The 23710-nt window shown below is 72.4% G+C and carries 27 protein-coding genes; 16 read left to right on the top strand and 11 right to left on the bottom strand.

Annotated elements, in window-relative coordinates; all coding sequences use genetic code 11:
• Positions 1-124 precede the first annotated feature (124 nt).
• From AB0J88_RS34205 to AB0J88_RS34190, 4 genes are all read left to right on the top strand, one after another.
• Entirely contained in the window at positions 125-352 is a 228-nt protein-coding gene (locus AB0J88_RS34205; RefSeq protein WP_085066491.1) for a helix-turn-helix domain-containing protein, read from the top strand.
• A gap of 46 nt (positions 353-398) precedes the next feature.
• Entirely contained in the window at positions 399-1151 is a 753-nt protein-coding gene (locus AB0J88_RS34200) for an enoyl-CoA hydratase/isomerase family protein (protein ID WP_364349160.1), read from the top strand.
• A 107-nt stretch (positions 1152-1258) separates the two neighbouring features.
• The gene (locus AB0J88_RS34195) at positions 1259-3193 is read left to right on the top strand and encodes an ABC transporter ATP-binding protein (protein WP_364349427.1); all 1935 of its coding nucleotides are present in this window, start codon (positions 1259-1261) and stop codon (positions 3191-3193) included.
• Between the two features lie 618 nt (positions 3194-3811).
• Positions 3812-4474 carry a DNA alkylation repair protein gene (locus tag AB0J88_RS34190; RefSeq protein ID WP_364349163.1) on the top strand — a complete coding sequence of 221 codons (663 nt, stop codon included), beginning with the start codon at positions 3812-3814 and terminating at the stop codon, positions 4472-4474.
• Between the two features lie 4 nt (positions 4475-4478).
• On the opposite strand, the gene AB0J88_RS34185 is transcribed toward AB0J88_RS34190, so the two are convergent.
• Positions 4479-4850 carry a nuclear transport factor 2 family protein gene (locus AB0J88_RS34185; RefSeq protein WP_364349166.1) on the bottom strand — a complete coding sequence of 124 codons (372 nt, stop codon included), beginning with the start codon at positions 4848-4850 and terminating at the stop codon, positions 4479-4481.
• Positions 4851-4976: 126 nt separating this feature from the next.
• On the opposite strand from AB0J88_RS34185, the gene AB0J88_RS34180 reads away from it, so the two are divergent.
• The 4 genes from AB0J88_RS34180 (at position 4977) to AB0J88_RS34165 (ending at position 8013) form a co-directional block, all read left to right on the top strand.
• Positions 4977-5759, top strand: coding sequence for a helix-turn-helix transcriptional regulator (locus AB0J88_RS34180; protein ID WP_364349430.1), 783 nt, complete (start codon positions 4977-4979; stop codon positions 5757-5759).
• Between the two features lie 504 nt (positions 5760-6263).
• The gene (locus tag AB0J88_RS34175; protein WP_364349169.1) at positions 6264-7025 is read left to right on the top strand and encodes an SDR family oxidoreductase; all 762 of its coding nucleotides are present in this window, start codon (positions 6264-6266) and stop codon (positions 7023-7025) included.
• Positions 7022-7606: a G/U mismatch-specific DNA glycosylase gene (mug, locus tag AB0J88_RS34170; protein ID WP_364349172.1), complete on the top strand. Its 585-nt coding sequence runs from the start codon at positions 7022-7024 to the stop codon at positions 7604-7606. The genes AB0J88_RS34175 and mug overlap by 4 nt, the downstream gene beginning before the upstream one ends.
• Positions 7603-8013, top strand: a complete 411-nt coding sequence (locus AB0J88_RS34165) for a VOC family protein (RefSeq protein ID WP_364349175.1) — start codon at positions 7603-7605, stop codon at positions 8011-8013. Before mug ends, AB0J88_RS34165 begins: the two co-directional genes overlap by 4 nt.
• Before the next feature lie 30 nt (positions 8014-8043).
• Here the strand turns inward: AB0J88_RS34165 and AB0J88_RS34160 are convergent, their stop codons facing one another.
• The 9 genes from AB0J88_RS34160 to AB0J88_RS34120 form a co-directional block, all read right to left on the bottom strand.
• The gene (locus AB0J88_RS34160; protein ID WP_364349178.1) at positions 8044-8337 is read right to left on the bottom strand and encodes a hypothetical protein; all 294 of its coding nucleotides are present in this window, start codon (positions 8335-8337) and stop codon (positions 8044-8046) included.
• Positions 8338-8340: 3 nt separating this feature from the next.
• The gene (locus AB0J88_RS34155; protein WP_364349181.1) at positions 8341-9750 is read right to left on the bottom strand and encodes a DUF6297 family protein; all 1410 of its coding nucleotides are present in this window, start codon (positions 9748-9750) and stop codon (positions 8341-8343) included.
• Complete coding sequence (locus AB0J88_RS34150; protein WP_364349184.1) at positions 9747-10364, bottom strand: ABC transporter ATP-binding protein; 618 nt, start codon at positions 10362-10364, stop codon at positions 9747-9749. Before AB0J88_RS34150 ends, AB0J88_RS34155 begins: the two co-directional genes overlap by 4 nt.
• On the bottom strand, positions 10337-10777 hold the full coding sequence (locus tag AB0J88_RS34145; protein WP_364349186.1) for a hypothetical protein: 441 nt from the start codon (positions 10775-10777) through the stop codon (positions 10337-10339). The genes AB0J88_RS34150 and AB0J88_RS34145 overlap by 28 nt, the downstream gene beginning before the upstream one ends.
• Positions 10774-11589 (bottom strand): DUF692 domain-containing protein, encoded by an 816-nt coding sequence (locus AB0J88_RS34140; RefSeq protein ID WP_364349189.1) that lies wholly within the window; start codon positions 11587-11589, stop codon positions 10774-10776. Before AB0J88_RS34140 ends, AB0J88_RS34145 begins: the two co-directional genes overlap by 4 nt.
• Positions 11586-12575, bottom strand: coding sequence for a TIGR04222 domain-containing membrane protein (locus tag AB0J88_RS34135; RefSeq protein WP_364738125.1), 990 nt, complete (start codon positions 12573-12575; stop codon positions 11586-11588). The genes AB0J88_RS34140 and AB0J88_RS34135 overlap by 4 nt, the downstream gene beginning before the upstream one ends.
• A complete protein-coding gene (locus AB0J88_RS34130) occupies positions 12494-13414 on the bottom strand; it encodes a TIGR04222 domain-containing membrane protein (protein ID WP_364349195.1) in 921 nt (306 codons plus the stop codon). Before AB0J88_RS34130 ends, AB0J88_RS34135 begins: the two co-directional genes overlap by 82 nt.
• Before the next feature lie 104 nt (positions 13415-13518).
• The gene (locus tag AB0J88_RS34125) at positions 13519-14097 is read right to left on the bottom strand and encodes a TetR/AcrR family transcriptional regulator (RefSeq protein ID WP_364349198.1); all 579 of its coding nucleotides are present in this window, start codon (positions 14095-14097) and stop codon (positions 13519-13521) included.
• A 56-nt stretch (positions 14098-14153) separates the two neighbouring features.
• A complete protein-coding gene (locus AB0J88_RS34120; protein WP_364349201.1) occupies positions 14154-14948 on the bottom strand; it encodes a thioesterase family protein in 795 nt (264 codons plus the stop codon).
• A 29-nt stretch (positions 14949-14977) separates the two neighbouring features.
• Between AB0J88_RS34120 and AB0J88_RS34115 the strand changes: the two genes are divergently transcribed.
• From AB0J88_RS34115 to AB0J88_RS34080, 8 genes are all read left to right on the top strand, one after another.
• Positions 14978-15829 carry a carbon-nitrogen hydrolase family protein gene (locus AB0J88_RS34115; RefSeq protein WP_364349204.1) on the top strand — a complete coding sequence of 284 codons (852 nt, stop codon included), beginning with the start codon at positions 14978-14980 and terminating at the stop codon, positions 15827-15829.
• Positions 15830-15918: 89 nt separating this feature from the next.
• Positions 15919-16278: a GntR family transcriptional regulator gene (locus tag AB0J88_RS34110; RefSeq protein ID WP_364349207.1), complete on the top strand. Its 360-nt coding sequence runs from the start codon at positions 15919-15921 to the stop codon at positions 16276-16278.
• The gene (locus AB0J88_RS34105) at positions 16275-17153 is read left to right on the top strand and encodes an ABC transporter ATP-binding protein (protein WP_364349210.1); all 879 of its coding nucleotides are present in this window, start codon (positions 16275-16277) and stop codon (positions 17151-17153) included. Before AB0J88_RS34110 ends, AB0J88_RS34105 begins: the two co-directional genes overlap by 4 nt.
• Positions 17150-17845, top strand: coding sequence for an ABC transporter permease (locus AB0J88_RS34100; RefSeq protein ID WP_364349213.1), 696 nt, complete (start codon positions 17150-17152; stop codon positions 17843-17845). Before AB0J88_RS34105 ends, AB0J88_RS34100 begins: the two co-directional genes overlap by 4 nt.
• 125 nt (positions 17846-17970) lie before the next feature.
• Positions 17971-18615, top strand: a complete 645-nt coding sequence (locus AB0J88_RS34095; protein WP_364349215.1) for an HAD family hydrolase — start codon at positions 17971-17973, stop codon at positions 18613-18615.
• A gap of 172 nt (positions 18616-18787) precedes the next feature.
• Entirely contained in the window at positions 18788-19717 is a 930-nt protein-coding gene (locus AB0J88_RS34090) for an RIO1 family regulatory kinase/ATPase (protein WP_364349218.1), read from the top strand.
• Between the two features lie 123 nt (positions 19718-19840).
• Positions 19841-20614, top strand: a complete 774-nt coding sequence (locus AB0J88_RS34085; protein ID WP_364349221.1) for a cyclase family protein — start codon at positions 19841-19843, stop codon at positions 20612-20614.
• Complete coding sequence (locus tag AB0J88_RS34080; protein WP_364349224.1) at positions 20614-22239, top strand: thiamine pyrophosphate-binding protein; 1626 nt, start codon at positions 20614-20616, stop codon at positions 22237-22239. The genes AB0J88_RS34085 and AB0J88_RS34080 overlap by 1 nt, the downstream gene beginning before the upstream one ends.
• A gap of 548 nt (positions 22240-22787) precedes the next feature.
• Here AB0J88_RS34080 and AB0J88_RS34075 read toward each other — a convergent pair.
• Positions 22788-23702 carry a tetratricopeptide repeat protein gene (locus AB0J88_RS34075; RefSeq protein WP_364349433.1) on the bottom strand — a complete coding sequence of 305 codons (915 nt, stop codon included), beginning with the start codon at positions 23700-23702 and terminating at the stop codon, positions 22788-22790.
• Positions 23703-23710: the final 8 nt, after the last annotated feature.

Below are 23710 nucleotides of genomic sequence, written 5' to 3'. Positions count from 1 at the left end.
CGGGTTGCCGACAGTACCGTGCGTGTCGGTTGGCGAAGAGTTGATATCTAGCGCATGATCGTCCGAGGCGGTCTAATAGGTGGGACCGCATGAAACCGCACAGTCTGGGACGTGAGGAATCAACATGGCAGCCACCGGCACAGCCACCAGCACTGAGAAGGGTCGCCGGATCGTCGGGGCCGAGCGGCAGACGCTGGCCAAGGACCTGGTCAAGCGGTACACCTCCGGTGAGAGCATCCGCGCCCTCGCGGCCTCGACCGGTCGTTCCTACGGTTTCGTCCACCGGGTCCTGACGGAATCGGGCGTCCAGCTTCGTCAGCGGGGCGGAGCACGCCGCCGCAAGAAGGCCTGACCCCCATCCCTCCCGGTTTCCCGCCGGTCGTGGATCGTTGCCCGCGATGACCACCAGCGGGGTAGAGCTCAACCACGCCGGGCCGGTCGCGACGGTGACGTTGCGCCGGCCCGACGTGCTCAACGCACAGACGCCCGACACCTGGGCCGCTCTGCGCGAGATCGGTCGCTCGTTGCCCGGTGACGTGCGCGTCGTCGTGGTGCGGGGCGAGGGGCGGGCGTTCTCCTCCGGCCTCGACGTCTCCTCCGGTGGGCCCGGGTTCATCGCCGAGCTCACGTCGTTGCCGCCCGCCTCCGCCGCTGACCGGATCCAGCCGGCCCAGGAGGGCTTCACCTGGCTCCACCGGCCCGACATCGTCTCGGTGGCCGCGGTGCAGGGGCACGCGATCGGCGCGGGGTTCCAGCTCGCGCTCGCCTGTGACCTGCGAGTCCTGGCCGACGACGCGAAGCTGACCATGGCCGAGATCACGCTCGGGTTGATCCCCGACCTGGCCGGATCGAAACGGCTCGTGGACCTGGTCGGGTACGCCCGGGCGCTGGAGATCTGCCTTACGGCTCGGCGGATCAGTGCCGAGGAGGCGCTGCGGCTCGGTCTCGCCACGGTGGTCGTGCCCCGTGCTGAGCTCGACTCCGCCGTTTCCGACCTGGTCGCGGCGGTGTTGGCCGCGCCGCGCGATGCCGTCGTGGAGATGAAGGCACTGCTCTCCGGCGCCGCGTCGCGGTCGTGGCCCGAGCAGCTCGCGGCCGAGCGCGAGGCGCAGGTCCGCCGGCTCCGCGATCTGGCCGGGCTGGGGGAGTAGGGGCTCCTCGGGAAGATCCGGATTACCCCCAATGTTGTCGTACCCGTCGGGGAGACTGACCCCGTCAACCGACAGCTAGGGGGTGCGGGGTGACTCCGCCGGGCGGAATGAACGCGTGGACGATGCTCCGCGCCGAGCGCGACCGTGACTCGATCGCGACCCACAAGCTCGCCCGAGGCACCTGGCGGCGGATCATGCGGTTCGCCCGACCATACCGCCTCGACATGTCGGTCTTCCTGCTCACGGTGGTGATCGGCGCGGCCATCGGCGTCGCGACGCCGATCCTGGCGGGCCGGGTCGTCAACACCATCACCCGCGGCGGCTCGGGCGCGGCCGCCGAGATCGTCCGCATCGCGGTGCTGATCGCCGTCCTGGCGGTCGTCGACGCGCTGCTCTCGCTCGCGCAACGGTGGTATTCGGCGCGCATCGGCGAGGGCATCATCCTCGACCTGCGCACCCGGGTCTACGACCACGTCCAACGGATGCCCCTGGCGTTCTTCACCCGCACGCAGACCGGCGCGTTGGTCAGCCGGCTCAACAACGACGTGCTCGGCGCGCAGCGCGCGTTCACCTCCACGCTCTCCGGCGTGGTCAGCAACACGATCCAGCTGGTGCTCACCGCGGTCGTGATGTTCACCCTCTCCTGGCAGATCACCCTGCTGTCCCTCGCGCTGCTTCCGATGTTCATCATCCCGGCCCGGCGGGTCGGGCGGAAGCTGGCCGCGATCACGAAGGAGTCATACAACCTCGACGCCAAGATGAACGCCACGATGACGGAGCGGTTCGGCGTCTCCGGCGCGCTGCTGGTCAAGCTGTTCGGCAAGCCCGAGCTAGAGGCGCGGCGGTTCGGCGAGCGGGCCGAGCGGGTCCGCGACATCGGCATCCAACAGGCCATGTTCTCCCGCACCTTCTTCGTCGCGATGCTGCTGGTGGCATCCCTGGCTCAGGCGCTGACCTATGGCCTGGGCGGCTACTACGCGGTGACGGGGGCCGTCAGCGCCGGCACGGTGGTCACGTTGGCGTTGCTGCTGACCCGGCTCTACGGGCCGCTGACCGCCCTGTCCAACGTCCGGGTCGACGTGATGGGCGCGCTGGTCTCCTTCGACCGGGTCTTCGAGGTGCTCGACCTGACACCGGCGATCACCGAGAAGCCCGACGCGGTCGCCATCCCGCGCGACGCGGGCTCGGTGGAGTTCCGCGAGGTCTCGTTCCGCTACCCGTCAGCGGCGGAGGTGTCGCTGGCCTCCCTCGAAGACGTCGCGGTCCTCGACCGCACGGTCTCCGACCCGGTGCTCCACGGCATCTCGTTCTCGGTCGCGCCCGGTGAGATGGTCGCCCTGGTCGGCCCGTCCGGCGCGGGCAAGTCCACGACGTCGATGCTGGTCTCGCGCGTCTACGACGTGAGCGGCGGCGCGGTCCTGGTCGGCGGCGTCGACGTCCGCGAGGCGACCCTCGACTCGCTGCGCGACTCGATCGGCGTCGTCACGCAGGACGCGCACCTCTTCCACGAGACGATCGCCGAGAACCTGCGCTACGCGAAGCCCGACGCGACCGACGACGAGATCTGGGCTGCCCTGGCGGGCGCCCAGATCGCGGACCTGGTCCGCGACCTGCCCGACGGCCTGGAGACGATGGTCGGCGAACGCGGCTACCGCTTCTCGGGCGGCGAGAAACAACGCATCGCCATCGCCCGCCTGCTGCTCAAGGCCCCGTCGGTGGTCATCCTCGACGAGGCCACAGCTCACCTCGACTCAGAGTCCGAGGCCGCGGTCCAACGAGCGCTCTCGACGGCCCTGTCGGGCCGCACGGCCCTGGTCATCGCCCACCGCCTGTCAACGGTCCGCGAGGCGGACCAGATCCTGGTCCTGGACCACGGCCACATCGTGGAACGCGGCCGCCACGAAGACCTGGTCGCTAAGGACGGGCTCTACGCGGAGCTCTACCGGACCCAGTTCGCGGTAGCCGACTCCCCAACCCCCTACACCGACGAAGACCCAGAAGTCATCGTCACGGTCCGAGACCCCGCCACGGCCCGCGACTAGCGCGCGTCGCGGGATCCGCGACCGCCGTGCTGGCGGTCGAGAGCCTGCCCGCGTTGCGGCCCGCACCGGGCTCGCGCTTGCGCGCAGCCGCCCTGCGGCCGACGTTATCGCGATGGCCCGGTCCGCCTTGCGCGCGGTCGCCTTGTGGCCTGCACCAGGTCCGCTGCTTGCGCGCGGCCGCACCTCCCCGCGATTTGTGGGCCGGACCCGGTCCAACCTGCGCCCAGCACAAAGTCCGCGTCTTGCACGCGGGCCGCCTCGCGGCTGGCGTTGTGGCTGCACTCGGTCGGCCTTGCGCGCGGGAGCGTTACGGCCCCGCACCGGTCCAGCTCAGGCGGCCCCGTTTCGGGTCGGGCTCGTGACCGTGGGCGGCGGCCCCGGTTGGGATTTCCGGTCCGCCTTCGGCGGCAGTACCTTCACGAAGCCGACCGCGTCGGCCACGCGCGCGGCCCGCGCACCACCACCACGAGGTCGCGCCACGAACGACGCGGGCGACCCGGCGCGACGCGGCGAGCCGGCCCGGTATGCGGCCCACCCCGGTGGGAGGCCATCGGTTGCGGGTGGACTGTCGCCGGACGCGGGATCGACAGGATGTCGTTGAGCGGCGAAGGTGGTCGGATGACCGGATCGGAGCTCACCGCCGCAGGGTTCGCGGAGCAGGTCGCGGCGCTCCGGCCGCCGGCTGGGCGAGACAGCGTCCGGATGGGGGACGTGTTCGCGCTCGCCAAGCGGTTCGGTGACCTGCCCGTCGCCGAGCTCGACCGGCTGTTGGACTCGGACGTCCATCTGGTGCGGGTCGGTGCGTTGCGCATCATGGGAAACCAGGCCGTACACAAGAAGACCACCGAAGCCCTGCGCGCCGACCTGTTCGCGCTCTACCTGCGCCGGACCGATCGGATCGACACCTGGGATCTCGTCGACCTCAGCGCGCACCAAGTGGTCGGCGGCTTTCTCGTCAACAAGCCTCGCGACACGCTCTATGAGCTCGCGCGATCCGAAAACTGGTGGGAGCGCCGGATCGCGATGATGGCCACCCTCGGGCTCGTGCGGGCCGGACAGCTCGATGACACGTTCGCCCTCGCCGAGATGTTGGTCGACGATCCGCACGAGTTCGTGCGGACCGTGGTCGGCGGGATGCTGCGGGAAGCCGGCAAGCACGACCGACCACGGCTTGTCGCATTCCTCGACCGCCATGCCGCCACTGCTCCGAGGGTGGTGCTGCGGTTCGCGATCGAGCATCTCGAACCGCAGCAGCGCGCCCACTACCTGAGCTTGCGTTAGGGGCTCAGCCCGCCTCGGGAACGCGGTCCAGGAAGCCCAGCACCTGGGTCAGGCGGCCGTCGTCGCCCGTGGTCGCCACGTCGAAACCCACGATCGGCGCCTCGCCCCCGGCGGGGCCGAGCTCCCAGGTGAAGCGGGCCTGGTTGTGGTGGCCGTCGACCGGGCCGGCCAACCGGAACGTCATGCCGGGGAACTGGCCCTGCACCGCGGCCACCGTCGCGTCGATCGCGGCCCGGCCCTCGGCCACCGCCAGCGGGTCGACGTAGCGGCCCTCGGGCGCCCACAGGTCGTCGATGTCGCGGCGCCGCTTGGTCGGGTCCGTCTCGTTCCAGACCGCGATGTAGCGTTCCGCCAGCTCGTCGTACATCGTCGCCATCTCAATCTCCTCCTCGTCGGTGCCGTTCTGGGAGAGATGGTTGCCGGGGCGGCGGTGCGGTGTCGATTACCTCGGAGGTAATGGTCCCGCCGCACAGCGGTCGTTAGCGTCGGTGTGGTGACGACGATGACCAGGCCGAGGCGACCGGTCGGAGAGCTGCTCCGGGACTGGCGCCGGAGCCGCCGGATGAGCCAGCTCGACCTGTCGATCGAGACGGGGATCTCGGCCCGGCACCTCAGCTTCGTGGAGACCGGTCGCTCCCGGCCCAGCCCGGAGCTGATCCTGCGGCTGGCTGAACAGCTCGACATCCCGCTGGCCGAGCGCAACACGATCCTGCTCGCCGGCGGCCACGCGCCGGCCTATCCGCGGCACGAGCTCGACGATCCAGAGCTGGCCCCGGTACGCGCCGCGGTGCGGCAGATCCTCGACGGACACAGCCCGTACCCGGCGGCGCTCGTCGACGAGCACTGGCACCTGGTCGAGGCCAACCCGGCGATCTCCCTCTTCACCGCCGGCGCGGCGCCGCACCTGCTGGCGCCGCCGGTCAACGTGCTGCGGCTGAGCCTCCACCCCGACGGCATGGCGCCGCGGATCAGCAACCTGCCGGAGTGGCGCGCCCACCTGCTCGTCCGGCTGCGCCAACAGGCGACGACCACGAACGACGCCGGCTTGCACGAGCTGCTCGAGGAGCTGCGCGGCTATCCGGGCGGCCACGCGGCACCGGCCGAGGACGCGGTCCCGGGTGTCGTGGTCCCGCTGCGCTACCGCCACGAGAGCACGGAGCTGTCCTTCTTCAGCACCACGACGCTGTTCGGCACGCCGCTGGACGTCACCGTCGCCGGCCTGGCCGTCGAGGCCTTCTTCCCGGCCGACCCGGCGACCGCCGAAGTCCTCCGCGCCCGGGCCTAGGGTTGTCCTGCCGATCATCGCGGTCCCGGCGGGTACGGGTGGGTCCAAGCAGGTAGCGGCAGGCCGCCCAGGCTCAGTCCCGCGTGGGTCACCTCGATGTCGGATCATGGTCCGAGCCGTGCACAGTGATCGTGTGCGCCACATCGAGACCGCGACCCGACCCGTCCATGATCATGTGAGGATGGTCTGGCCGACACGCCGTCGATCGTCTCGACCTGCCGCACACGATCATGAAAAAGGCGCCTTAGACCCTTGATGACACGCACCCGATCACGCCTTGGCGCACCCGACCGGCCGCCGACCTGGTCGGCTTCCGGCAGCACGCGACCCGGCTCTCCGACCCGGAGCGGGTCGACCTGGTCGAGGTGCCGCGGGCGGCCCTGGTCACCCGCATCGGACCCCGAGCCGAGGGACGCCGTCCCCACCTGCCCAGCCCGATCGTGTTCCGATCACCGGCGAATAGCCCGCGTTGTGAGCGGCGCGCGGGTGCGGCAGGATCCTGGCATGGACCTTGGGCTTGCTGACCGCGTGTACGTCCTGACCGGCGGCACCCGGGGTCTGGGCCTCGCCACCGCGCGCTGTCTGGTGGCCGACGGTGCCCGCGTGGTCGTCTGCTCCCGCCACCCCGACCACGTCGACGAGGCGATCGCCGAGCTCGGCGGTCCCGACCAGGCGCGCGGTCTCGTGGCCGACCTCGCCCACGACGACTGCCCGGACCGGTTGGTCGCCCTGGCCCACGACGCGTTCGGCCGGCTCGACGGTGCCCTGATCTCCGTCGGCGGCCCGCCCGCCGGCACCGCCCTCGGCGCCTCCGACGACCAGTGGCGCGGCTCGTTCGAGACGGTCTTCCTCGGCGCCGTCCGCACCGCCCGGGTGGTCGCCGCCGCCCTGGGACCCGGTGGCGCGATCGCGCTGGTGCTGTCCTCCTCGGCCCGCACCCCGATCACCAACCTCGGCATCTCCAACGGCTTCCGCCCGGGCCTGGTCGGGGTGGCCAAGGACATGGCCGACGAGCTCGGCCCGCGCGGCGTACGCGTGGTCAGCCTGCTTCCGGGTCGTTTCCTGACGGACCGCACCCGGGACACCTACGGCGACCCCGACGACCCGACCCGCCCCCGCGCAGGCGCCGGCGACGACGTGCCCCTGGGCCGGATCGGCGACGCCGCCGAGTTCGGTCGGGCGGCCGCCTTCGTGCTGTCGCCGGCGGCTTCCTATGTGACCGGTTCGTCGATCGCGATCGACGGCGGCCTGATCCGCGCCCTGTGAGGCCCGACCGCCCCACCGAGGCCCAACTGGCCGCAGCGGTGAACCTGACCCTGCCCGACGTGATCGCACCGGGCCTGCGGGTGCTGTTCTGCGGCATCAACCCGGGGCTCTACTCGGCCGCCACCGGCCACCACTTCGCCCGCCCGGGCAACCGCTTCTGGCCGGCGCTGCACCGCTCCGGCTTCACCGACCGCCAGCTCGACCCGGCCGAGCAACTGTCCCTTCTGGACGACGGGCTCGGCATCACGAACCTGGTCGACCGCGCCAGCGCCCGCGCCGACGAGCTGACGGCCGCCGAACGGGCCGCCGGGGGAGTGGCCCTCACCGCCAAGGCCGAGCAGTGGCGGCCGCACTGGATCGCGATCCTCGGCGTGACCGCCTACCGCGCGGCCTTCCGCCGCCCGAAGGCGAAGATCGGCCCGCAGGACGACCCCGCCGGCCCGTCCCGCGTCTGGATCCTGCCCAACCCGAGCGGCCTCAACGCCCATTTCCAGATCGCCGACCTGGCCCGGGAGTTCGCCCAGCTGCGGCATGCTGTGTCCGTCCCAGTTGCCGACCGCTGCCGAGGAGACCGCTCATGACACCAGCAGAACAGCGCCCCGTTCTCTCCTTGATGTTGGCCGTGCCGGACGCGACGGCAGCCGCGCGATGGTACGCGGAGGCGCTCGGCGCCACCGAGCTGTGGAACCTCGGCGGGGTCGTCGGGTTGACGGTCGGCGGCGCCCCGTTCTTCCTGGGACAACCGGAGCACAACGGCTGGGACACCCCGGCAGCCGCCGGCACCAGAACAGTGCGCGTCGAGGTCTTCGTGGACGACCCCGACGCCTTCATCGCCCGCGCGGTGGCGGCCGGAGCCGACGGCAGCGTCGACCAGATCCGCGACCACGACACGCCGTGGGGCGTCCACCGCCAGGGCGGCTTCCTGGACCCGTTCGGTCACCTGTGGCTGGTCGGCGACAGGTCCCCGCTCTCGGCACACCGGGTATGACCGTCAGCGCTTCCGCCGGGGAATAGAGCTTCAGTCCGCTTGGTGGCGGGACAGGCGTTCGCGGACCAGTTGGCCGAAGAGGCCCGCCGGTTGGCCGCACCACGTGCACGTGAAGGTCTCGTCCAGGAAGCCCGTGCCGCACTGGTCGCAGCGGCCGTGGTCGCGTGGGTCGTGGTAGGACCGCAGCGCCTCGACCAGGGCGCGGGCCGCGGCCGGGCTCAACGTCACGGTCACCGGGACGGGTGGGTCGGCAGAGGCCGGTGCGAGCGCGTCGATCCGTGCGGCGAACTCCTCGACCGCCACGACCACGTCGTCAGGAACCACGGCTCACCTCACCAGGAGTTGTACGGCTACCAGCACGAAGAGCAGGTCCGGGCCGCGGACGACCTGGCGGATCAGGTCGACCGGGATCGCGCCCATCGGGGTCTCGGCGACCGCGCCGCCGTAGGCCATCGGGCCTCGGGTCGCGGCCCGGTAGACCGTGGCGGCCACGCCGACGACCAGCAGCGCGGCCAGCCAGAGCGGCCCGGCGCCGACCGCCGGCACCGTCGCGAGCCACCACAGGGTCGCGGCCAGCGCGGGTACGACCAGGTGGACGAGCTTCAACGACGCGTCGCTGCCGCCGATCGCCCGTCGCAGGCCGGCCGAGCGGGAGATGCCGCGCAGGCCGCCGGCGAACCGGTCTGCGGCCAGGTACGCGGCGATCACCTGGACCGCGCCGCCGACCGTGGGCAGCGCGACGGCGACGGCGTACACGGCGAGCACCAGCACCGCCCACCAGGCGAGCGCGGCGCGGGTGCGGCCGACCCGCCGCAGGTCGGCCTGGAGCAGCACCCACCAGCGCGGGCCGCGCCGGAAGCGGCGGCTGCGTACCCGGCCGACCGCGCGCCACCGCTGGTTCTCCACCACGGCCGCGAGCATCGACGGGTCGAGCAGCAGGATCGCCGACGACGCCGCCGAGGCGAAGCGGGCGCCCGTGGACAGCGACGCCCGGTCGATCAGCGGCAGGGCTCGCACCGCCAGCACCAGCAGCACCGCCGCCGGCAGCACGCCGATCACCGCCACCGCCGGCAGCAGAGACGTCCCCGGGGCTGCCGGTGCCCAGTCCCACAGGTCGTGCGCGAGCACCACGAGCAGGACCAGCAGGCCGCCCGCACCGGCCAGCGACCAGGCGGGCCAGCGACGGCCCAGGACGCGCGACGCCTGCACGGCCACCGTGCCTGCCGCGAACGTCGTGCCCCAGGCGAGCCCCGCCAGCGCCGCCCACCCGTAGCCGCCGGACCGGCCGATCGCCGCGCCGGCCGCGCCGAGCAGCGCCGCACCGAACGCCGCCGCCAGCGCCAGCCCCGTGAACCGGGGCGCCAGCAGTGCGCGCCGGGACAGCGGCGTGCTGGCCAGCCAGCTCTGCACGGCCGGGCCGACCTGGAGCGGACCGACCGCGGTCAGGCCCTGCCAGACGAACCCGGCCAGCGCGAGCCCGGCGCCGACCGCGATCCAGTAGCGGGCGCCCGGATCGGCCGGCGCCGCCGCCACCTGACGATGGAGGAAGTCACCGGCCGAGTCGACCGCGGCCCAGCCGTAGATCGCGATCAGGAAGGCGATCAGGTAGAGGTCGGTGAGCAGGTCGCCCATCGAACGGTTGCGGTGCCGGCGGCGGGCCTTGCGCAGCCGCGCCTTCAGCTCGCCGGACGGGGGTGGCGCCGTTCCGGGCGGGGGCACCAGGGCGGTCGTCGTCACCCGCCGATGCCGATCCGGACGTCAGCGACCGCGTCGACCAGCTCCGCGTCGTGCGACGCCATCAGGACCGCCGTGCCGGCCGCCTTCTCCCGCAGCAGGCGGTCGGTCAGCCACGCCCGGCCGGCGACGTCGAGGCGTTGCTCCGGTTCGTCCAGGATCAGCACCTTCCGGGGCCGGACCAGGCAGGACGCCAGGGCGAGGCGGCGCCGCTGGCCGCTGGACAGCGTGATCGGCAGCTGGTCGCAGGCGCCCTCCAGACCGAGCTCACCGAGCACCTCGTCGACCGGGTCGCCGCCGTCGCCGTGCGCGTACGCCAGGAGGGCCAAATGCTCGTAGACCGACAGGTCCGGGAAGAAGTCGATGTCGTCCAGCGCCGCGGCCATGATCGAACGAGCCCAGGCGTCGGTCTCGTAGATGCGCTTCGCGCCGATCCTGACCACACCCTCGTCCGGCCGGTCGGCGCCGATCACGCAACGCAGCAGGGTCGTCTTGCCCGAGCCGTTGGCGCCCAGCACGGCACCCACCTGCCCCGGATGCACGGCGAAGCTCAGCCCGTCGAGCACGACGAGGTTGCCGAACCGGCGGGTCAGCCCTTCGACCGTAAGCGCGTCCACAGCCGTCCACTCTCCCAGAGTGGATCAAATCGCCGGCGGCGGGCCCATCCGGACAGCCGGCCGCGGGGCACCGGGGCGCTCCGGCCGTCGTACCGCCAGGCGGCCTCCCGCGCCGCCAGCTCGGCGGCGGCCGTGCCGGTGAGCGGGGCCAGCGACCGGGCCAGGTCCCACCCGTCACGCAGCGAGCCGTTGGTCGGTCGGTGCGCCGCCCACGCCAGGAACACCGTGCGCCACCGGTCGCCCTGCGCCGCCGCGAGCATCGGCCACGCCCGCGCGACGTCGCCGGCCCGCTTGCGCAGCAGCGCGTCCCGGGCCACCCCGACGAGCCGAGGATCGAATCCCGGCGGTACGGGTGCGCCCGAGGTCAGCGTGGCGACCAGCGCCGCCTGCCGGGCCGCGAGGTCGCCGGTCACGTGACGACCGGATAGCCGGACGCGGCCGCGATCGCGTCGAGCTCGGCCCGCAGGGTGTCGGCGGCGGGGTACGAGCCGTCGCGCTCCAGCAGCAGCGCCGGTGGCCGCCGCCGCTCGCACAGCGCGGCGACCAGGTCCAGCACCGGCTCCGGCACGGCGTGGGTATGGGTGTCGTGGTAGATGCCGCCGGCCTCGGCACCGCCGGCGACGTGGCAGTACGCGATCCGCTCCAACGGCAGTGCGTCGAGCAGCGCGAGCGGTTCCGTGCCCCGGTTGCGGGCGTTCGCGTAGACGTTGGCGATGTCGAGCAGCAGCAGCGCCTCGGTGCGGTCCAGGATCTCGGTCAGGAACTGCGCCTCGGTCAGCTCGTCGTCGGGCCAGTCGAAGATCGCCGCGATCGGCTCCAGGGCGATCGGGACGGGCAGTTCGGCCTGCGTACGCGCGACGTTGGCCACCAGCGCGTCCACCGCCTCCCGGCTGCGGGGCAGTGGCAGGAGGTGCCCGGCCTCGACCCCGCCCGCGCGTACGAACGCGATGTGCTCGCTCACCAGCGGAGCCTCAAGGCGCTCGGCGACCGACGCCAGATGGGTGACCCGGGCCGGGTCGACCGGCTCGGCACCGCCGAGCGAGAGCTTGACCCCGTGCGGAACGACGGCGACTCCCTTGGCCCGCAGGTCAGCCAGCCCCTGCGGCACCGGCCCGTGGTCGTGCACGGACTCGGCGACCACCTCGACGAACCGCAGGCCGGGCAGCTCGGCGACGAACCCGGCGATCTCCGGCCGCCAGCCGATCCCCACGCCGTAGTCCGTCACGAGCCACCCCCTCCGCCACCGCAACCCCCGCCCCCGCCGCAGCTGCTGCCACCACCACAGCCTCCGCCTCCGCCGCAACCGGACGAGCCGAAGTCGTGGCTGGTGAAGCCGGTGCCGACCGCGCCCGTCGGGCCGATCAACGTCTCGACCCGCAGCTGGTGGACCTCGGCGTCGTCGGCGAACGCCGGGTCGACGAGGTACAGCGACGACGCGCCGAACAGCGCGATGCCCATCGCCGCGGTCGGGGCGTCGTACGTCGGGTAGCTCGGGTGGTGGTCGGGCGCCAGGTGGCTGTGGGCCGAGCGGAGTCGCGCCAGCGCCCGCCGGCCCGCCCTGGTCGTGATGGGAAGCTCCCGCAGGCTCCAGACCAGCCAGGTGAGCAGGACCGCGCTGATCAGCACCAGCCACAGGACGGGTCGGTCGTGCCGCAGACCCTGCTCGATGCGCGCGCCTCCGAACGCGAGGACCGGCACGACCAGCAGAGCGGCGAGACGGGCCTGCCTGCGGTCCCGCCGGGTGGGAATCAGGCCCGCGTCCTCCAGGCCGCGGCGCGCGTCGTCGATCGCGCGGGCGACCAGGGCGTCCCCGAGCAGGTCGCGTACCCGCCGGTGCATGCCGGCGGCGTTGTAGAGCGCTGTGTCCAGGGGCGTCGACCCGACGGGCATCCGGCCCGCCTGGGCGAGCGTGCGGTCCGGTCGGGTGTCGATCGCGCCGGCTCGGCGCAGGCCGCCCAGTGCGGCGATCATCGCCAGTTTCGGCCCGCCGTTGAGGTAGGCGACCTCTTCCGGGCCGAGCCTTCGGTGGTGCGGGTCGTCGACCGCCCCGCGGGCGACCCAGTAGCGGACGAACGCGGCGACCCCGACCGCGCCGGCCCCGAGACCCAGGTAGAGCGCCACGAACGGGTTCATCCGCCGCACCCGCCGCCGCCGCAGCCGCCACCACCGCCGCAGGAGCTGCCGCCGCTGCACGAACTGCCACCGCTGCACGAACTGCCGCTGGAGGAGCCGCCATCGCCCGATCCTCCGGTGCTGACCTGACGGTTGATCTCGGCCTCCTCCGCGAACGCGGGGTCGAGCAGGAACAGCGTCGACGCGCCGAACAGGGCGACGCCCATCGCCGCCGCGCCGGCACCGTACGTCGCGTAGCTCGGCGTCTGCCCGGGCGCCAGGTGGTGGTGCGTGCCGCGGAGGCCGGTGAGCGCCCGTTTGCCCGCCTTGGTCTGCCGCTTCGCCCGGGTCAGGCTGACCAGCATCCAGATGACGGAGAGGACGACCAGGAGGCTGAGGAAGCCGACCGGGCGGTCGTTGGCGAGGCCGGCGGAGATCCGTGCCGCGCCCAGGACGATCACCGGCAACAGCACCAGCGCCGCGAGCCGCGATGCGCGGCGTTGGCCCCGCGACAGCAGCAGCCCGCCTCGTTCGAGGCTGCCGCGGATGTCGTCGAGCGCGCTCGCCACCCACGGGTCGCCGCTCAGCTGCCGGGTCCGCAGGCGCTTGCCGGCCGCGTTGTAGACGGCCGTGTCGAGCGGTGTCGACCCCGCCTGCAGCGGCCCTGTCGGCACGAGGGTGCGGTCCGGGTTGGCCCCGATCGCGCCACCGCGACGCAGGCCACCGAGCGCGGTGTACGTCGCCAGCAGCGCCCCGCCGTTGAGGAACGCGACCTGCTCCGGCGCGAGGCTGGGCCAGCCCGGCCCCGCGGGACCTCGGGTGAGCGCGGAGCGGATGATCGCGGTGACGACGATCGCCGCCACCACCAGCGCGAGGTAGATGCCCAGGAAGGTGGGGCCGGAGATGCCCCAGGTGTCGCCGGACGCTGCCACTGTCATCGCGGGCTCCCCGTGTCTCGCAGGACGTTGTGCCCATTGTGGAGTCGCGGCGCCACCCGGCATAAGACCGCGCACGGGCGCTTGAGGTAACGGCGAAGTAACTGCTAGGCGGTCGCCCGGCGAACGGCTTCCTCGACGAGATCGAGTACGCGGCCGAGGTCACCGGCCGGGCGACCCATCGCCAGATGCAGGACCAGTCCGTCGTACGCGAGCTCCAGGAACTGGGCCAGCACGTCGAGGTCGACGTCGTCGCGGAGGACGCCGGCGGCGCGCTGCCGGGCCAGCCGGTCGCGGGTGGCCTCGGCGATCGCGGCCGAGTGCACCGCCCAGCGCTTGGCGAACTCCGGGTCGGTGCGCAGCCGCCGGGAGACCTCTAGCTGGCTGCCGAGCCAACCGGTGGTGTCGGGTGACGCGGCCTGGTCTAGCAGGTCGCGCATCACCTGGACGAGGCCGTTGCGGGCGACGGTGGCGACCATCGCGGCCGCGTCGTCCTCCGCGACGGCGAGGAACAGCGAGTCCTTGTCACGGAAATGGTGGAAGATCGCACCCCGGGACAGCCCGGTCTCCTCTTCCAGCCGGCGCACCGTGGCACCCTCGTAGCCGTAGCGAGCGAAAGCAGCGCGCGCCGCGGCCAGGATCTCGTGGCGGCGGGCGTCGAGCTGGTTCTGGCTCACGCGGGGCACGTGTCGATGGTGTCAGGTGACCATCGGTCTTGCAATCCGTACGTACGGCTTGCGTGTCACGGCCGCGGTCCGACCAGCAGTGCCTGGGCACCCTGGCCCACCGCGCCACCGTCGTCGTAGAGCAGTGTGGTGGCCAGCCCGGTGCCGCCCTCGGACAGGGTGGTGCGGGCGCGCACGCAGATCCACTCGCCGGCCGGCGGCCGGTGCAGGTGCAGGGTCAGGTCGGTGTTGATGAACCACCAGGTGGCCATGTCGAGCACCCGGCTCAGCCCGTTGCCGGAATCGGCGACCGCGACCAGCCGCTGCGTCGGCGACATCACCTCGCCGGCGACCAGCGGCACCCGGGGCCGGGCCCAGACCAGCGCAGGCCCCGGCTTCTCGAAGTGTCCGGAGATGAACCGCCACTCGACCGCACCGAGATAGCCGGTCTGCCAGGCCGGGTCGCCGAAGATGCTCGCCGCGGCCGGGCGCATCGGCGCGGGCTCGGAGCGCGGCTGGGCCGCGCGGGGCAGGTCGAGGGGAGTACGCCGGATCCGCCAGCCCCGCGCGGTGAGGACGGTCCGGCCCCCGGCCGTGGCGGACGCCTCGACCAGCTCGACCGAGCGACCGGGGCGGACGACCGCGGCCGTCACCGTCAGCTCCTCGACCGGCACCGCGCCGAGGATGTCGACGGTCAGCCGGGCCAGGTGGGGTTCGCCGGACAGCGTGCTGGGCAGCCCTTCGACGGCCCGGGTGAGCAGTGCCGACGGCGGGCCGGCGTGCTGCAGGCCGGCGCCCCAGGGCCCTTGGGTGAGCGCGGTCGACTCGAACCGGGACGGGTCTCCGGTCGGCCGGTAGAAGGCGTCCTCCACAAGAGCGATTCTCGCCGTAGGATGCCGCCGTGGACACCCCGCCGGCGACTCCGTTGACGGTCGCCGCCGCCCAGGCGACGCCGGTGCCCGGCGACCTCGTCCACAACGCCTCGCTCGGTGCCCGCCTTGTGCGGCAGGCCGCCGACGCCGGTGCCCGCCTGGTCGTCCTGCCCGAGCTCTTCCTCTGCGCGTACCACCCGCCGACCCTGCACGCCGATCCCGGCGCGACCGACCTGTCGGCCGCGGCCACCGGGGAGATCGACGACGGCCGGCTCGACGCGCTGCGGTCGGCGGCGCGCGACCGCCAGCTCGTGGTCGTCGTGGGCGCCTCGGTCCGCCACGCGGACGGGCGACGCAGCTGCTCGGCGGTCGTGGTCGACCGCACCGGTGCCGCCGTCGCCGCGTACGACAAGCAGCTCCTCTGGGGTCCGGACGAGAACGCCCTGTTCACCCCGGGCACGGCCGGTGCCACGCTGCTGGTGGACGGCTGGCGGCTGGGCCTGGGCATCTGTTACGACGGCTGTTTCCCGGAGCACGGCCGGGCGGCCGCCGACGACGGCGCGCACGGCTACCTCGCGCCGAGCGGCTACGTGGTCGGCTCGGCGCACCGGCGCGACGTCTACTACGCCGCCCGGGCGCTCGACAACACGATGTACGTCGTGTTCGCCAACTCCGTGGGCGGCGACGCCGACTGGTCGTTCAACGGCGGCGCGGCCGTCTACGACCCGGAGGGGCGCGCGTTGGTGCGGGCCGCCGACGAGGGTGAAGAGGTCGTCGTGGCGACCCTCGACCCGACCGAGCTGACCCGGGTGCGGTCCGCTCACACGATGCTGCGCGACCGCCGTGAGCTGGGCGGACGCCGCGTTCTCACCGCTCGCTGAGCCGGGCCCTGCGACCACCACCACTTGACATCATGGCTTCGTCGGTTGCATGGTTAGTTACATGAGTAATGAACCGACGAGCCAACGAGATGGATGACGACCGCCCGATCTTCGTCCAGATCGCGGAGCTGATCGAGAACTCGATCATCGACGGGACGCTCGCGGAGGAGACCCAGGTGCCGTCCACCAACGAGCTGGCGGCGTTCCACCGGATCAATCCGGCGACCGCCGCCAAGGGAATCAACCGCCTGGTCGATGACGGAATCCTCTACAAACGCCGGGGGATCGGAATGTTCGTGGCAACGGGGGCCCGCGAAACGCTCCGGGAGCGTCGCCGGCTGGACTTCGCGGCGCAGTACGTGCGCCCGCTCGTCGACGAGGCCCGCAAGTTGGGCATCGGCACGGAAGAGCTCAAGAAACTGATCGAGACCTGGGAGGCGGCGGAATGACTGTCGTGGCGGCAAGCGGCCTGACGAAGCGGTACCGGGACGTGACCGCACTCGACGACGTCAGCTTCACGCTCGAGGAGAACGCGATCTACGGCCTGCTCGGCCGCAACGGCGCCGGCAAGACCACGCTGATGCAGCTGATCACCGGCCAGACGGGCGTCACCTCGGGCTCGCTCCAGCTCTTCGGGGAGCACCCGTACGAGAACGAACGTTCGCTCATGAAGGTCGTGTTCATCAAGGAGAGCCAGAAGTACCCGCAGGCGTACAAGGTGAAGCACGTGCTGAGCCTGGCTCGGCACCTGTTCCCCAACTGGGACGAGGACTTCGCGCAGTCCCTCGTGGACGACTTCGCCCTGCCGCGCACGCGGGACGTGCGCAAGCTGTCGCGCGGCATGACGTCCGCGCTGGGCGTGACCGTCGGGCTGGCGGCGCGGGCACCGCTGACCTTCTTCGACGAGCCGTACCTCGGCCTCGACGCCGTCGCCCGGCAGCTCTTCTACGACCGGTTGCTGGCGGACTACGCCGAGCACCCGCGCACCGTCGTGCTGTCCACGCACCTCATCGACGAGGTCGCCGACCTCATCGAGCACGTGCTGCTGCTCGACCGGGGCAAGTTGGTGCTCGACGCCGACACCGAGGAACTGCGGGGCGAGGTGATGGACGCGACCGGTCCGGCCGAGGCTGTAGACGAGTTCGCCACCGGCCGCGTCGTGCTGCACCGGGAGCGACTCGGCGGCGTGGTCCGGGCGACCCTGCGCGGCTCGTTCGACAACGCCGAGCGGATCCGGGCCAAGAAGCTGGGCATCGACCTGGAGCCGGTGTCGCTGCAGCAGGCCGTCGTGCGCCTGACCATGGAAAGGAAGACCGACCGATGAACCGCGTCCTCGACGTCGCCCGGATGCACACCGTCGCCTGGGTGAACCAGCTCCTGTGGCCCTGGGGCATCATGGGCGCCTCGCTGGCGGTCAACATCCTGATCTTCGCGTCGATCGACGAGGCCTCGCCGGGCAAGACCAGCACGGGCGGGCTGTCCAGCCTCTACGTCGTCGCGGCGATCGTCGCGGCGGCCTCGATCAGCCAGGTGTTCCCCTTCGCGCTCGGCATGGGCGTCACGCGACGCACCTTCTACCTCGCGACCGTGCTGGTCAACGTGGTGCAGGCGGTCGTCTACGGCGTGCTGCTCTACCTGCTCAACCTGATCGAGGGCGGCACCAACGGCTTCGGCATCGGCCTGCACTTCTTCCGCGTTCCGTACATCGATGTCTCCAATGGACTGTTGCAGATCCTGGTCTACGCTGTCCCGTTCCTGTTCCTGAACTTCCTCTGCGTCTTCGCGGCGGTCTGGTACGTGCGGTACGGCACCAACGGCCTGTTCGCCACCGGCGCGATCGCGATCGTGGTGCTCGGCCTGCTCGCCGCGCTGGTCACCTGGCAGGGCTGGTGGGGCGACGTCTGGCACTGGTTGAGCACCCAGCACCAGATCAGCCTGCTGGTCGGGTGGCCGGCCCTGGTGGCCGCGGCGGCCGCCCTCGGGGGAATGGCGGCGATCCGCAGAGCCAACGCCTGACCAGCGTCCCCGCCCGGTGATCGCCGGCCCGCCTCGGTGCGGGTCGGCGATCGTCCGTCATCGGCCCAAGATTGTTTACATTGCTGGGGTTTTGAGAGATCGGCCTCGTCCCGTACTGTGCGCGAGTGCCCCTCATGTTCCTCGACCTGGACAACACCGTTCTGGACCGGACCGGTGCCTTCCGCGGCTGGGCAGAACGCTTCCTAGACGGCATCGGGGCGCCGTCTCCTGACCTCGACTGGCTGATGTCGGTCGACGCGGACGGGCTGACCGACCGGTGGGACGTCGCCGACGCGATCCGCGACCGCTACCGGCTGACCACCTCGTCGGTGGACCTGGTCGACGAGATGCGCGAGGGCGTGGTCGCCAACAGCCGGCTCGACCCGCTCGTCGCCTGCGCGCTGCGGATCGCCGACGACGCCGGCTGGGTGCCGGTGCTGGTGACCAACGGCGCCACCCGACAGGAAGACACCACGATCCGGCGTACGGGTCTCGACCGCTACGTGGCCGACTGGGTGATCTCCGAGGAGGTCGGGGTCAGCAAACCCAACCCCAGGATCTTCACCCTCGCGGCCGAGCGCGTACGGATGCGGATCAGCGGCGCCTGGGTGGTCGGGGACAGCCCGGAGACCGACATCGGGGCGGCCGCCGAGATGGGCCTGCCCAGCGTCTGGCTGCACCGCGGCCGCCGCTGGATGGAGTCGCGCTTCGAGCCGACCGCGACGGCCGGCGGGTTCCTGCCCGCAATGGCCGCCGTCCTGGCCGGATAATTCGGTTGCGCTCCCGCCTCGGTGGCGGGAGACTCGCGGACTAGGTGAACCGGACCTTCGGCGCCGTGACGCGCGCTCGTGGGGTCGTCGAGTTGGAAGGGGTGAGTTCTGTGGCTGTCGTTGTCGCCAACTTTTCGCTGCCCTCTTCCTTCTTGACTCAGGAGTTCCTCCGTTGCGTGAGCACGAGTTCGAGCCGGCGCCTCGTGGCCGTTCCGGCAAACGTCGTTTCGACGACGACGACCCACAGTTCCTGAAGCGCGCGCGGCACCGCACGCCCGTCGCCTTCGACACCAACGCCGACACTGACACCCCGGAGACCGGCGACGCCTGGTCGACCTGGGACGACGCCATGCACGGCCCTTCGCCCCGCCCGCCGTGGGTCGTGACCGAACTGGCCGCGGTCGACGTCGAGCTGGGCATCCTCAAGACCGGCAAGGAAGCGGACGTCTTCCTGGTCCGGCGCGGCATCCCGGACACCGACCGCAGTTGCCTGCTCGCGGCGAAGCGGTACCGGGAGCCGGAGCACCGGATGTTCCACCGCGACGCCGGCTACCTCGAAGGACGCCGGATGCGGCGTTCCCGCGAGAACCGCGCGATGGCCGGCCGGACCTCCTTCGGCCGGCAGCTCATCGCGGGTCAGTGGGCGGCGGCCGAGTTCGCGGCTCTCTCGCGGTTGTGGGAGGTGGCCACGTCGTACGGCGCGATCTCCGTGCCGTACCCGGTGCAGCTCCGCGGCACGGAGCTGATGCTGGAGTTCATCGGCGACGCCGAGGAGGGCCTGGCCGCGCCGCGCTTGGCGCAGCTGCGCCCATCGCCGGTCGAGCTGAAGACGCTGTGGGACCAGCTGATGGACGCACTGACGGTGCTGGCGCGCGCGGGCCTGGCGCACGGCGACCTGTCGCCGTACAACCTGCTGGTCCACGCGGGCCGCCTGGTGGTGATCGACCTGCCCCAGGTGATCGACGTGGTCGCGAACCCGAACGGCCCGGCCCTGCTGGCCCGCGACGTCAAGAACGTCACGAACTGGTTCGCGGCCCGCGGCCTGATCCAGGACCACAACGAGGTAACCCGCCGCCTGCTCGACGAGGCCGGCGTCCGTTGAGTGCACTCCGGGCCGCTTCCCGCACGACCGGGAAGCGGCCCGCGCCGCGCCCACCCCGCTCCGGCCGCAGACAGCGCCGATTTCGTTCTTCAATGTGATCGTCGCCTGGGGCAGGATGGCGCCATGACTTCTGTCGTTGATCTGGTCTCCGCGTTGGGATCCGGGGCGATCCGGGTCGTCGATCTCACCAACCCGTTGTCGTCGAGCACGCCCACGTTGCGGCTGCCGGAGCCGTTCGCGAACCTGGTCGACTTCAGTCTCGAGCAGGTGAGTGCCTACGACACCCCCGGGCCGTTCTGGAAGCACCACAACATCCGGACCGGCGAGCACATCGGTACGCACCTCGACGCGCCCGTGCACTGGATCAGTGGGCGGGAAGGGCACGACGTCTCGCAGATCCCGCCCGCGCGGCTGGTCGGTCCGGCGGCCGTCATGGACTTCACCGCCGAGGCGTCCGCCGACCCTGACTTCCTGCTCGAGGTGCACCACGTCGAGGCCTGGATCGCCGAGCACGGCGAGCTCGCACCCGGCACGTGGCTGCTCTACCGCACCGGCTGGGACAGGTACGCCCACGACCAGGAGCGGTTCCTCAACGCCGACGAGAACGGCTCGCACACGCCCGGCATCACCGCCGCCTGTGCCGAGTGGCTCGCCAAGACGCCGATCTCCGGCTTCGGCGTCGAGACCGTCGGCATCGACGCGGGCAACGCGGGCGGGCTGGAGCCGCCGTTCCCGGCGCACTTCCACCTGCTCGGCAACGACAAGTACGGCATCACCTCGCTGCAGAACCTCGCGCAGCTTCCGCCGACAGGCGCTCTCGTCGTCGTCGCCCCGTTGCCCATCGTCGGCGGCACCGGCAGCCCGACCCGCGTGCTGGCGCTCGTGGACGGCCAGTAGTGCCCACCACCGTCGCCGACGTGGTCGGCCGCACGCTGGCCACGCTCGGCGTCGGGCACTGCTTCGGGGTGGTCGGCAGCGGCAACTTCCACGTGACCAACGCGCTGCGGGCCAACGGCGTGCCGTTCACCGCCACCCGGCACGAGGGCGGCGCGGCGACGATGGCCGACGCGTACGCCCGGATGTCCGGTCAGGTCGCCCTTCTCTCCGTGCACCAGGGTTGCGGGCTGACCAACGCGGCGACAGGCATCTGCGAGGCGGCCAAGAGCCGCACGCCGCTGGTGGTGCTGGCCGCGGAGGCCGGCGGCGCCACGTCGAACTTCGCGATGGACCAGATGGGGTACGCCCGAAGCCTGGGCGCCGTCGCCGAGCGTGTCCACAGTGGCGAGTCGGTGGTGGAGGACACGGTCCGGGCGTGGCGGACGGCCCGTGACGAGCGCCGCGCGGTGGTGCTGAACCTGCCGCTGTCGGTGCAGGCCGCGGTGGCGTCTCCGGCCTCGGTCCCGCCGCCTCCCCGGCCGGCGCCGGTTGTTCCGTCGGCCGACGACGTGACCGCGCTGGCGGCCCTGTTCCGGCAGGCCCGCCGGCCCGTCATCGTGGCCGGCCGGGGCGCCCGCGAGGCCGGGCCGGCCCTGCGGCGCCTCGGTGCGGCGACGGGTTCGCTGCTGGCCACCTCGGCGGTGGCGAACGGGCTTTTCCACGACGACGCGTACGCCCTCGGGATCTCGGGTGGTTTCGCCTCTCCGACCGTGGCCCGACTGATCTCGGAGGCCGACCTGGTCGTCGGCTTCGGCTGCGCGCTCAACATGTGGACGATGCGGCACGGCCGGCTGATCGGCCCCGGCGCGAAGGTCGTGCAGGTCGACGTCGACGCCGCCGCGTTGGGCACGCACCGGCCGATCGACCTCGGCGTGGTGGGCGACAGCGGCGCCACGGCCGAGGCGGTGCTGGGGTCGTTCGGCGACGCGGTGCCGGGCTACCGCCGGCCCGAGGTGGCCGACAGCATCGCCGCGCGCGGACGGTGGAACGACGAGCCGACCGACGACCTCTCGACGGGCGACCGCATCGACCCGCGGGTGCTGAGCCGGGCGCTGGACACGCTGCTGCCGGCCGAACGCATCGTCTCGATCGACTCGGGCAACTTCATGGGCTACCCGAGCGCGTACCTCGGCGTGCCCGACGAGTTCGGTTTCTGTTTCACGCAGGCGTTCCAGTCGATCGGGCTCGGCCTGGCCACCGCGATCGGCGCCGCACTGGCCCGCCCGGAGCGCCTCCCGGTGCTCGCGGCCGGCGACGGCGGCTTCCTGATGTCGGTCGCGGAACTCGAAACCGCTGTGCGCCTGGGCATCCCGCTGCTGTGCGTGGTCTACAACGATGCCGCGTACGGGGCGGAGGTGCACCACTTCGGCGCCGAGGCCGACCTGGACACGGTGACGTTCCCGGACACCGACATCGCCGCGCTGGCGACGGGATTCGGCGCCCGTGGTCTGACCGTGCGGGTGGCGGCCGACCTGAGCGGTGTCACGGAATGGTTGGCGGCCCCGTCCGGCCCGTTGGTGGTCGACGCCAAAGTCGTGTCCGACGGCGGGTCGTGGTGGCTGGCGGAGGCATTCAAGGGCCATTGACGCCGCGTGCCACAGTGCCGCACATGACGGTCGATGATCTGCGGGGGCCGCTGGCACGGTACGCGGCCGCCCGTCTCGGCCCGGCGAGCCCGTGGTGCGCCGCCGTGGACCAGGTGCTGGCAGCGCCCGCCCCGAACGCGTTCATCGCCCGCGTGCCGGCGGTCGGTGACGTGGCGGTCCACACGGCGGTCGCGGCCGAGGGCTTGCGGGTGACGTCGGTGATCGGCCCGGCGGACATTCGGCCCGTGGAGCTGATCAAGGCCGCGTACGGCGCCCCCGACCGGCGGTCGCTGTTCGACCTGCCGCTCGGCGAGGGACCGTTGTGGACGATCACCGAGGAACCCCTGCGGACGACGGCGTCCGACGCCAGGGAAGAGCGGTACCGCGTGGTGCTGCCGGCGTGGTCGGCCCGCAGCAAGCACGACCTGAACCGGCCCGTACGCCGTGGTCGCCTTCGCCGCCCGCCCCCAGCGGCCGCACTCGACCGCGGGCACCGCCTGGGACGGCCTGCCGGTCTTCTCGGCCTGGGTCGCCGAGCCGAGCGAGGCCTAGAAGCCCTCGGCGTAGCCGAGGAGCGTGCGGCGGTAGGCGTCCGGAACCCTCGGCGCCAGCTCTCTGAGCGTCGCGAGGTCGGCGGCCGATCCCGTCGAGCGGGACCGGTACGCGGCGGCCGCCGCGCGCATCGTGATGTCGTCCGGCTCGAGCTCCTCGCCGCGGGTGGCCAGGGTCGCGGCCTCGGCGAAGTCGCCGTCCTCGGCCGCCAGATCCGCGAGGTCGAGGTGCAGCGACCAGTTCGCCGGATCGAGCGCCAGGGCACGCCGGAAGGCGGCCGCCGTCTCGGGCCGGTTGCCGAGCTGCCGCCAGGTGCCGGCGCGGACGACCTCGGTGAACGTCACCCGTCGCAGCGCGTCGGCCCGGTCGCACAGCGCGAACGACGCTTCGACGTGGCCGCAGGCGCGCAGCAGGATCGCCATGCGGGCCATGGCTTCCGGGTCCGGGTCCCGGTCGCACACCACGTCGATCGCCGCCAGCCACGGGGCCAGGCTCGCGCGTACCGCGTCGGTCCGAAGGTCTCGGCCGTGGTCCCTGATGCGCATGGTGCCCTCGGCGAACGCCGCCGCGGTCACCGTGCCGAGGAACCGCTCGTCGCCGAACCACGGTGCGGCGGCCCACGGCACCTCCGGCTGGAAGCCGGTGACCGAGCCCAGCGACATCGCCGCCTCGTCCATATCACCGTCCACGAAGGACAGGTAGGCGCGGGCCACCACGGGTCCGACCGTGTTCGCCGTCGCCACGGTGGCAGCGACCTCCTCCGGCAGCGCTCGCCGGAGGTCCTCCAGCGCCGACCACGGCTCGGAGCCGCGCGGGTCGGCGGCTACCGCCCGCACGATGACGGTCACCGCTGCTTCGGGCGACCCGCCGCAATGGGCCAACACCCGCGCGATCGCCAACGCTCCGTCCATCGACACGA

Source organism: Asanoa sp. NPDC049475 (assembly GCF_040676915.1).
In the GTDB taxonomy this organism is placed as follows: domain Bacteria; phylum Actinomycetota; class Actinomycetes; order Mycobacteriales; family Micromonosporaceae; genus Asanoa.
Note: the sequence above shows the minus strand (reverse complement) of the source record. Positions and strands in the feature narration are given on the sequence as shown.

Excerpts from the sequence above, each read along its gene's own strand:
- AB0J88_RS34185 (WP_364349166.1), bottom strand. The coding sequence starts at position 4,850 with ATGGCGACGATGTACGACGAGCTGGCGGAACGCTACATCGCGGTCTGG.
- AB0J88_RS34200 (WP_364349160.1), top strand. The coding sequence starts at position 399 with ATGACCACCAGCGGGGTAGAGCTCAACCACGCCGGGCCGGTCGCGACG.
- AB0J88_RS34175 (WP_364349169.1), top strand. The coding sequence starts at position 6,264 with ATGGACCTTGGGCTTGCTGACCGCGTGTACGTCCTGACCGGCGGCACC.
- AB0J88_RS34100 (WP_364349213.1), top strand. The coding sequence starts at position 17,150 with ATGAACCGCGTCCTCGACGTCGCCCGGATGCACACCGTCGCCTGGGTG.
- AB0J88_RS34085 (WP_364349221.1), top strand. The coding sequence starts at position 19,841 with ATGACTTCTGTCGTTGATCTGGTCTCCGCGTTGGGATCCGGGGCGATC.
- AB0J88_RS34190 (WP_364349163.1), top strand. The coding sequence starts at position 3,812 with ATGACCGGATCGGAGCTCACCGCCGCAGGGTTCGCGGAGCAGGTCGCG.
- AB0J88_RS34105 (WP_364349210.1), top strand. The coding sequence starts at position 16,275 with ATGACTGTCGTGGCGGCAAGCGGCCTGACGAAGCGGTACCGGGACGTG.
- AB0J88_RS34180 (WP_364349430.1), top strand. The coding sequence starts at position 4,977 with ATGACCAGGCCGAGGCGACCGGTCGGAGAGCTGCTCCGGGACTGGCGC.
- AB0J88_RS34075 (WP_364349433.1), bottom strand. The coding sequence starts at position 23,702 with ATGGACGGAGCGTTGGCGATCGCGCGGGTGTTGGCCCATTGCGGCGGG.
- AB0J88_RS34205 (WP_085066491.1), top strand. The coding sequence starts at position 125 with ATGGCAGCCACCGGCACAGCCACCAGCACTGAGAAGGGTCGCCGGATC.
- AB0J88_RS34110 (WP_364349207.1), top strand. The coding sequence starts at position 15,919 with ATGGATGACGACCGCCCGATCTTCGTCCAGATCGCGGAGCTGATCGAG.
- AB0J88_RS34130 (WP_364349195.1), bottom strand. The coding sequence starts at position 13,414 with ATGACAGTGGCAGCGTCCGGCGACACCTGGGGCATCTCCGGCCCCACC.
- AB0J88_RS34195 (WP_364349427.1), top strand. The coding sequence starts at position 1,259 with ATGAACGCGTGGACGATGCTCCGCGCCGAGCGCGACCGTGACTCGATC.
- AB0J88_RS34165 (WP_364349175.1), top strand. The coding sequence starts at position 7,603 with ATGACACCAGCAGAACAGCGCCCCGTTCTCTCCTTGATGTTGGCCGTG.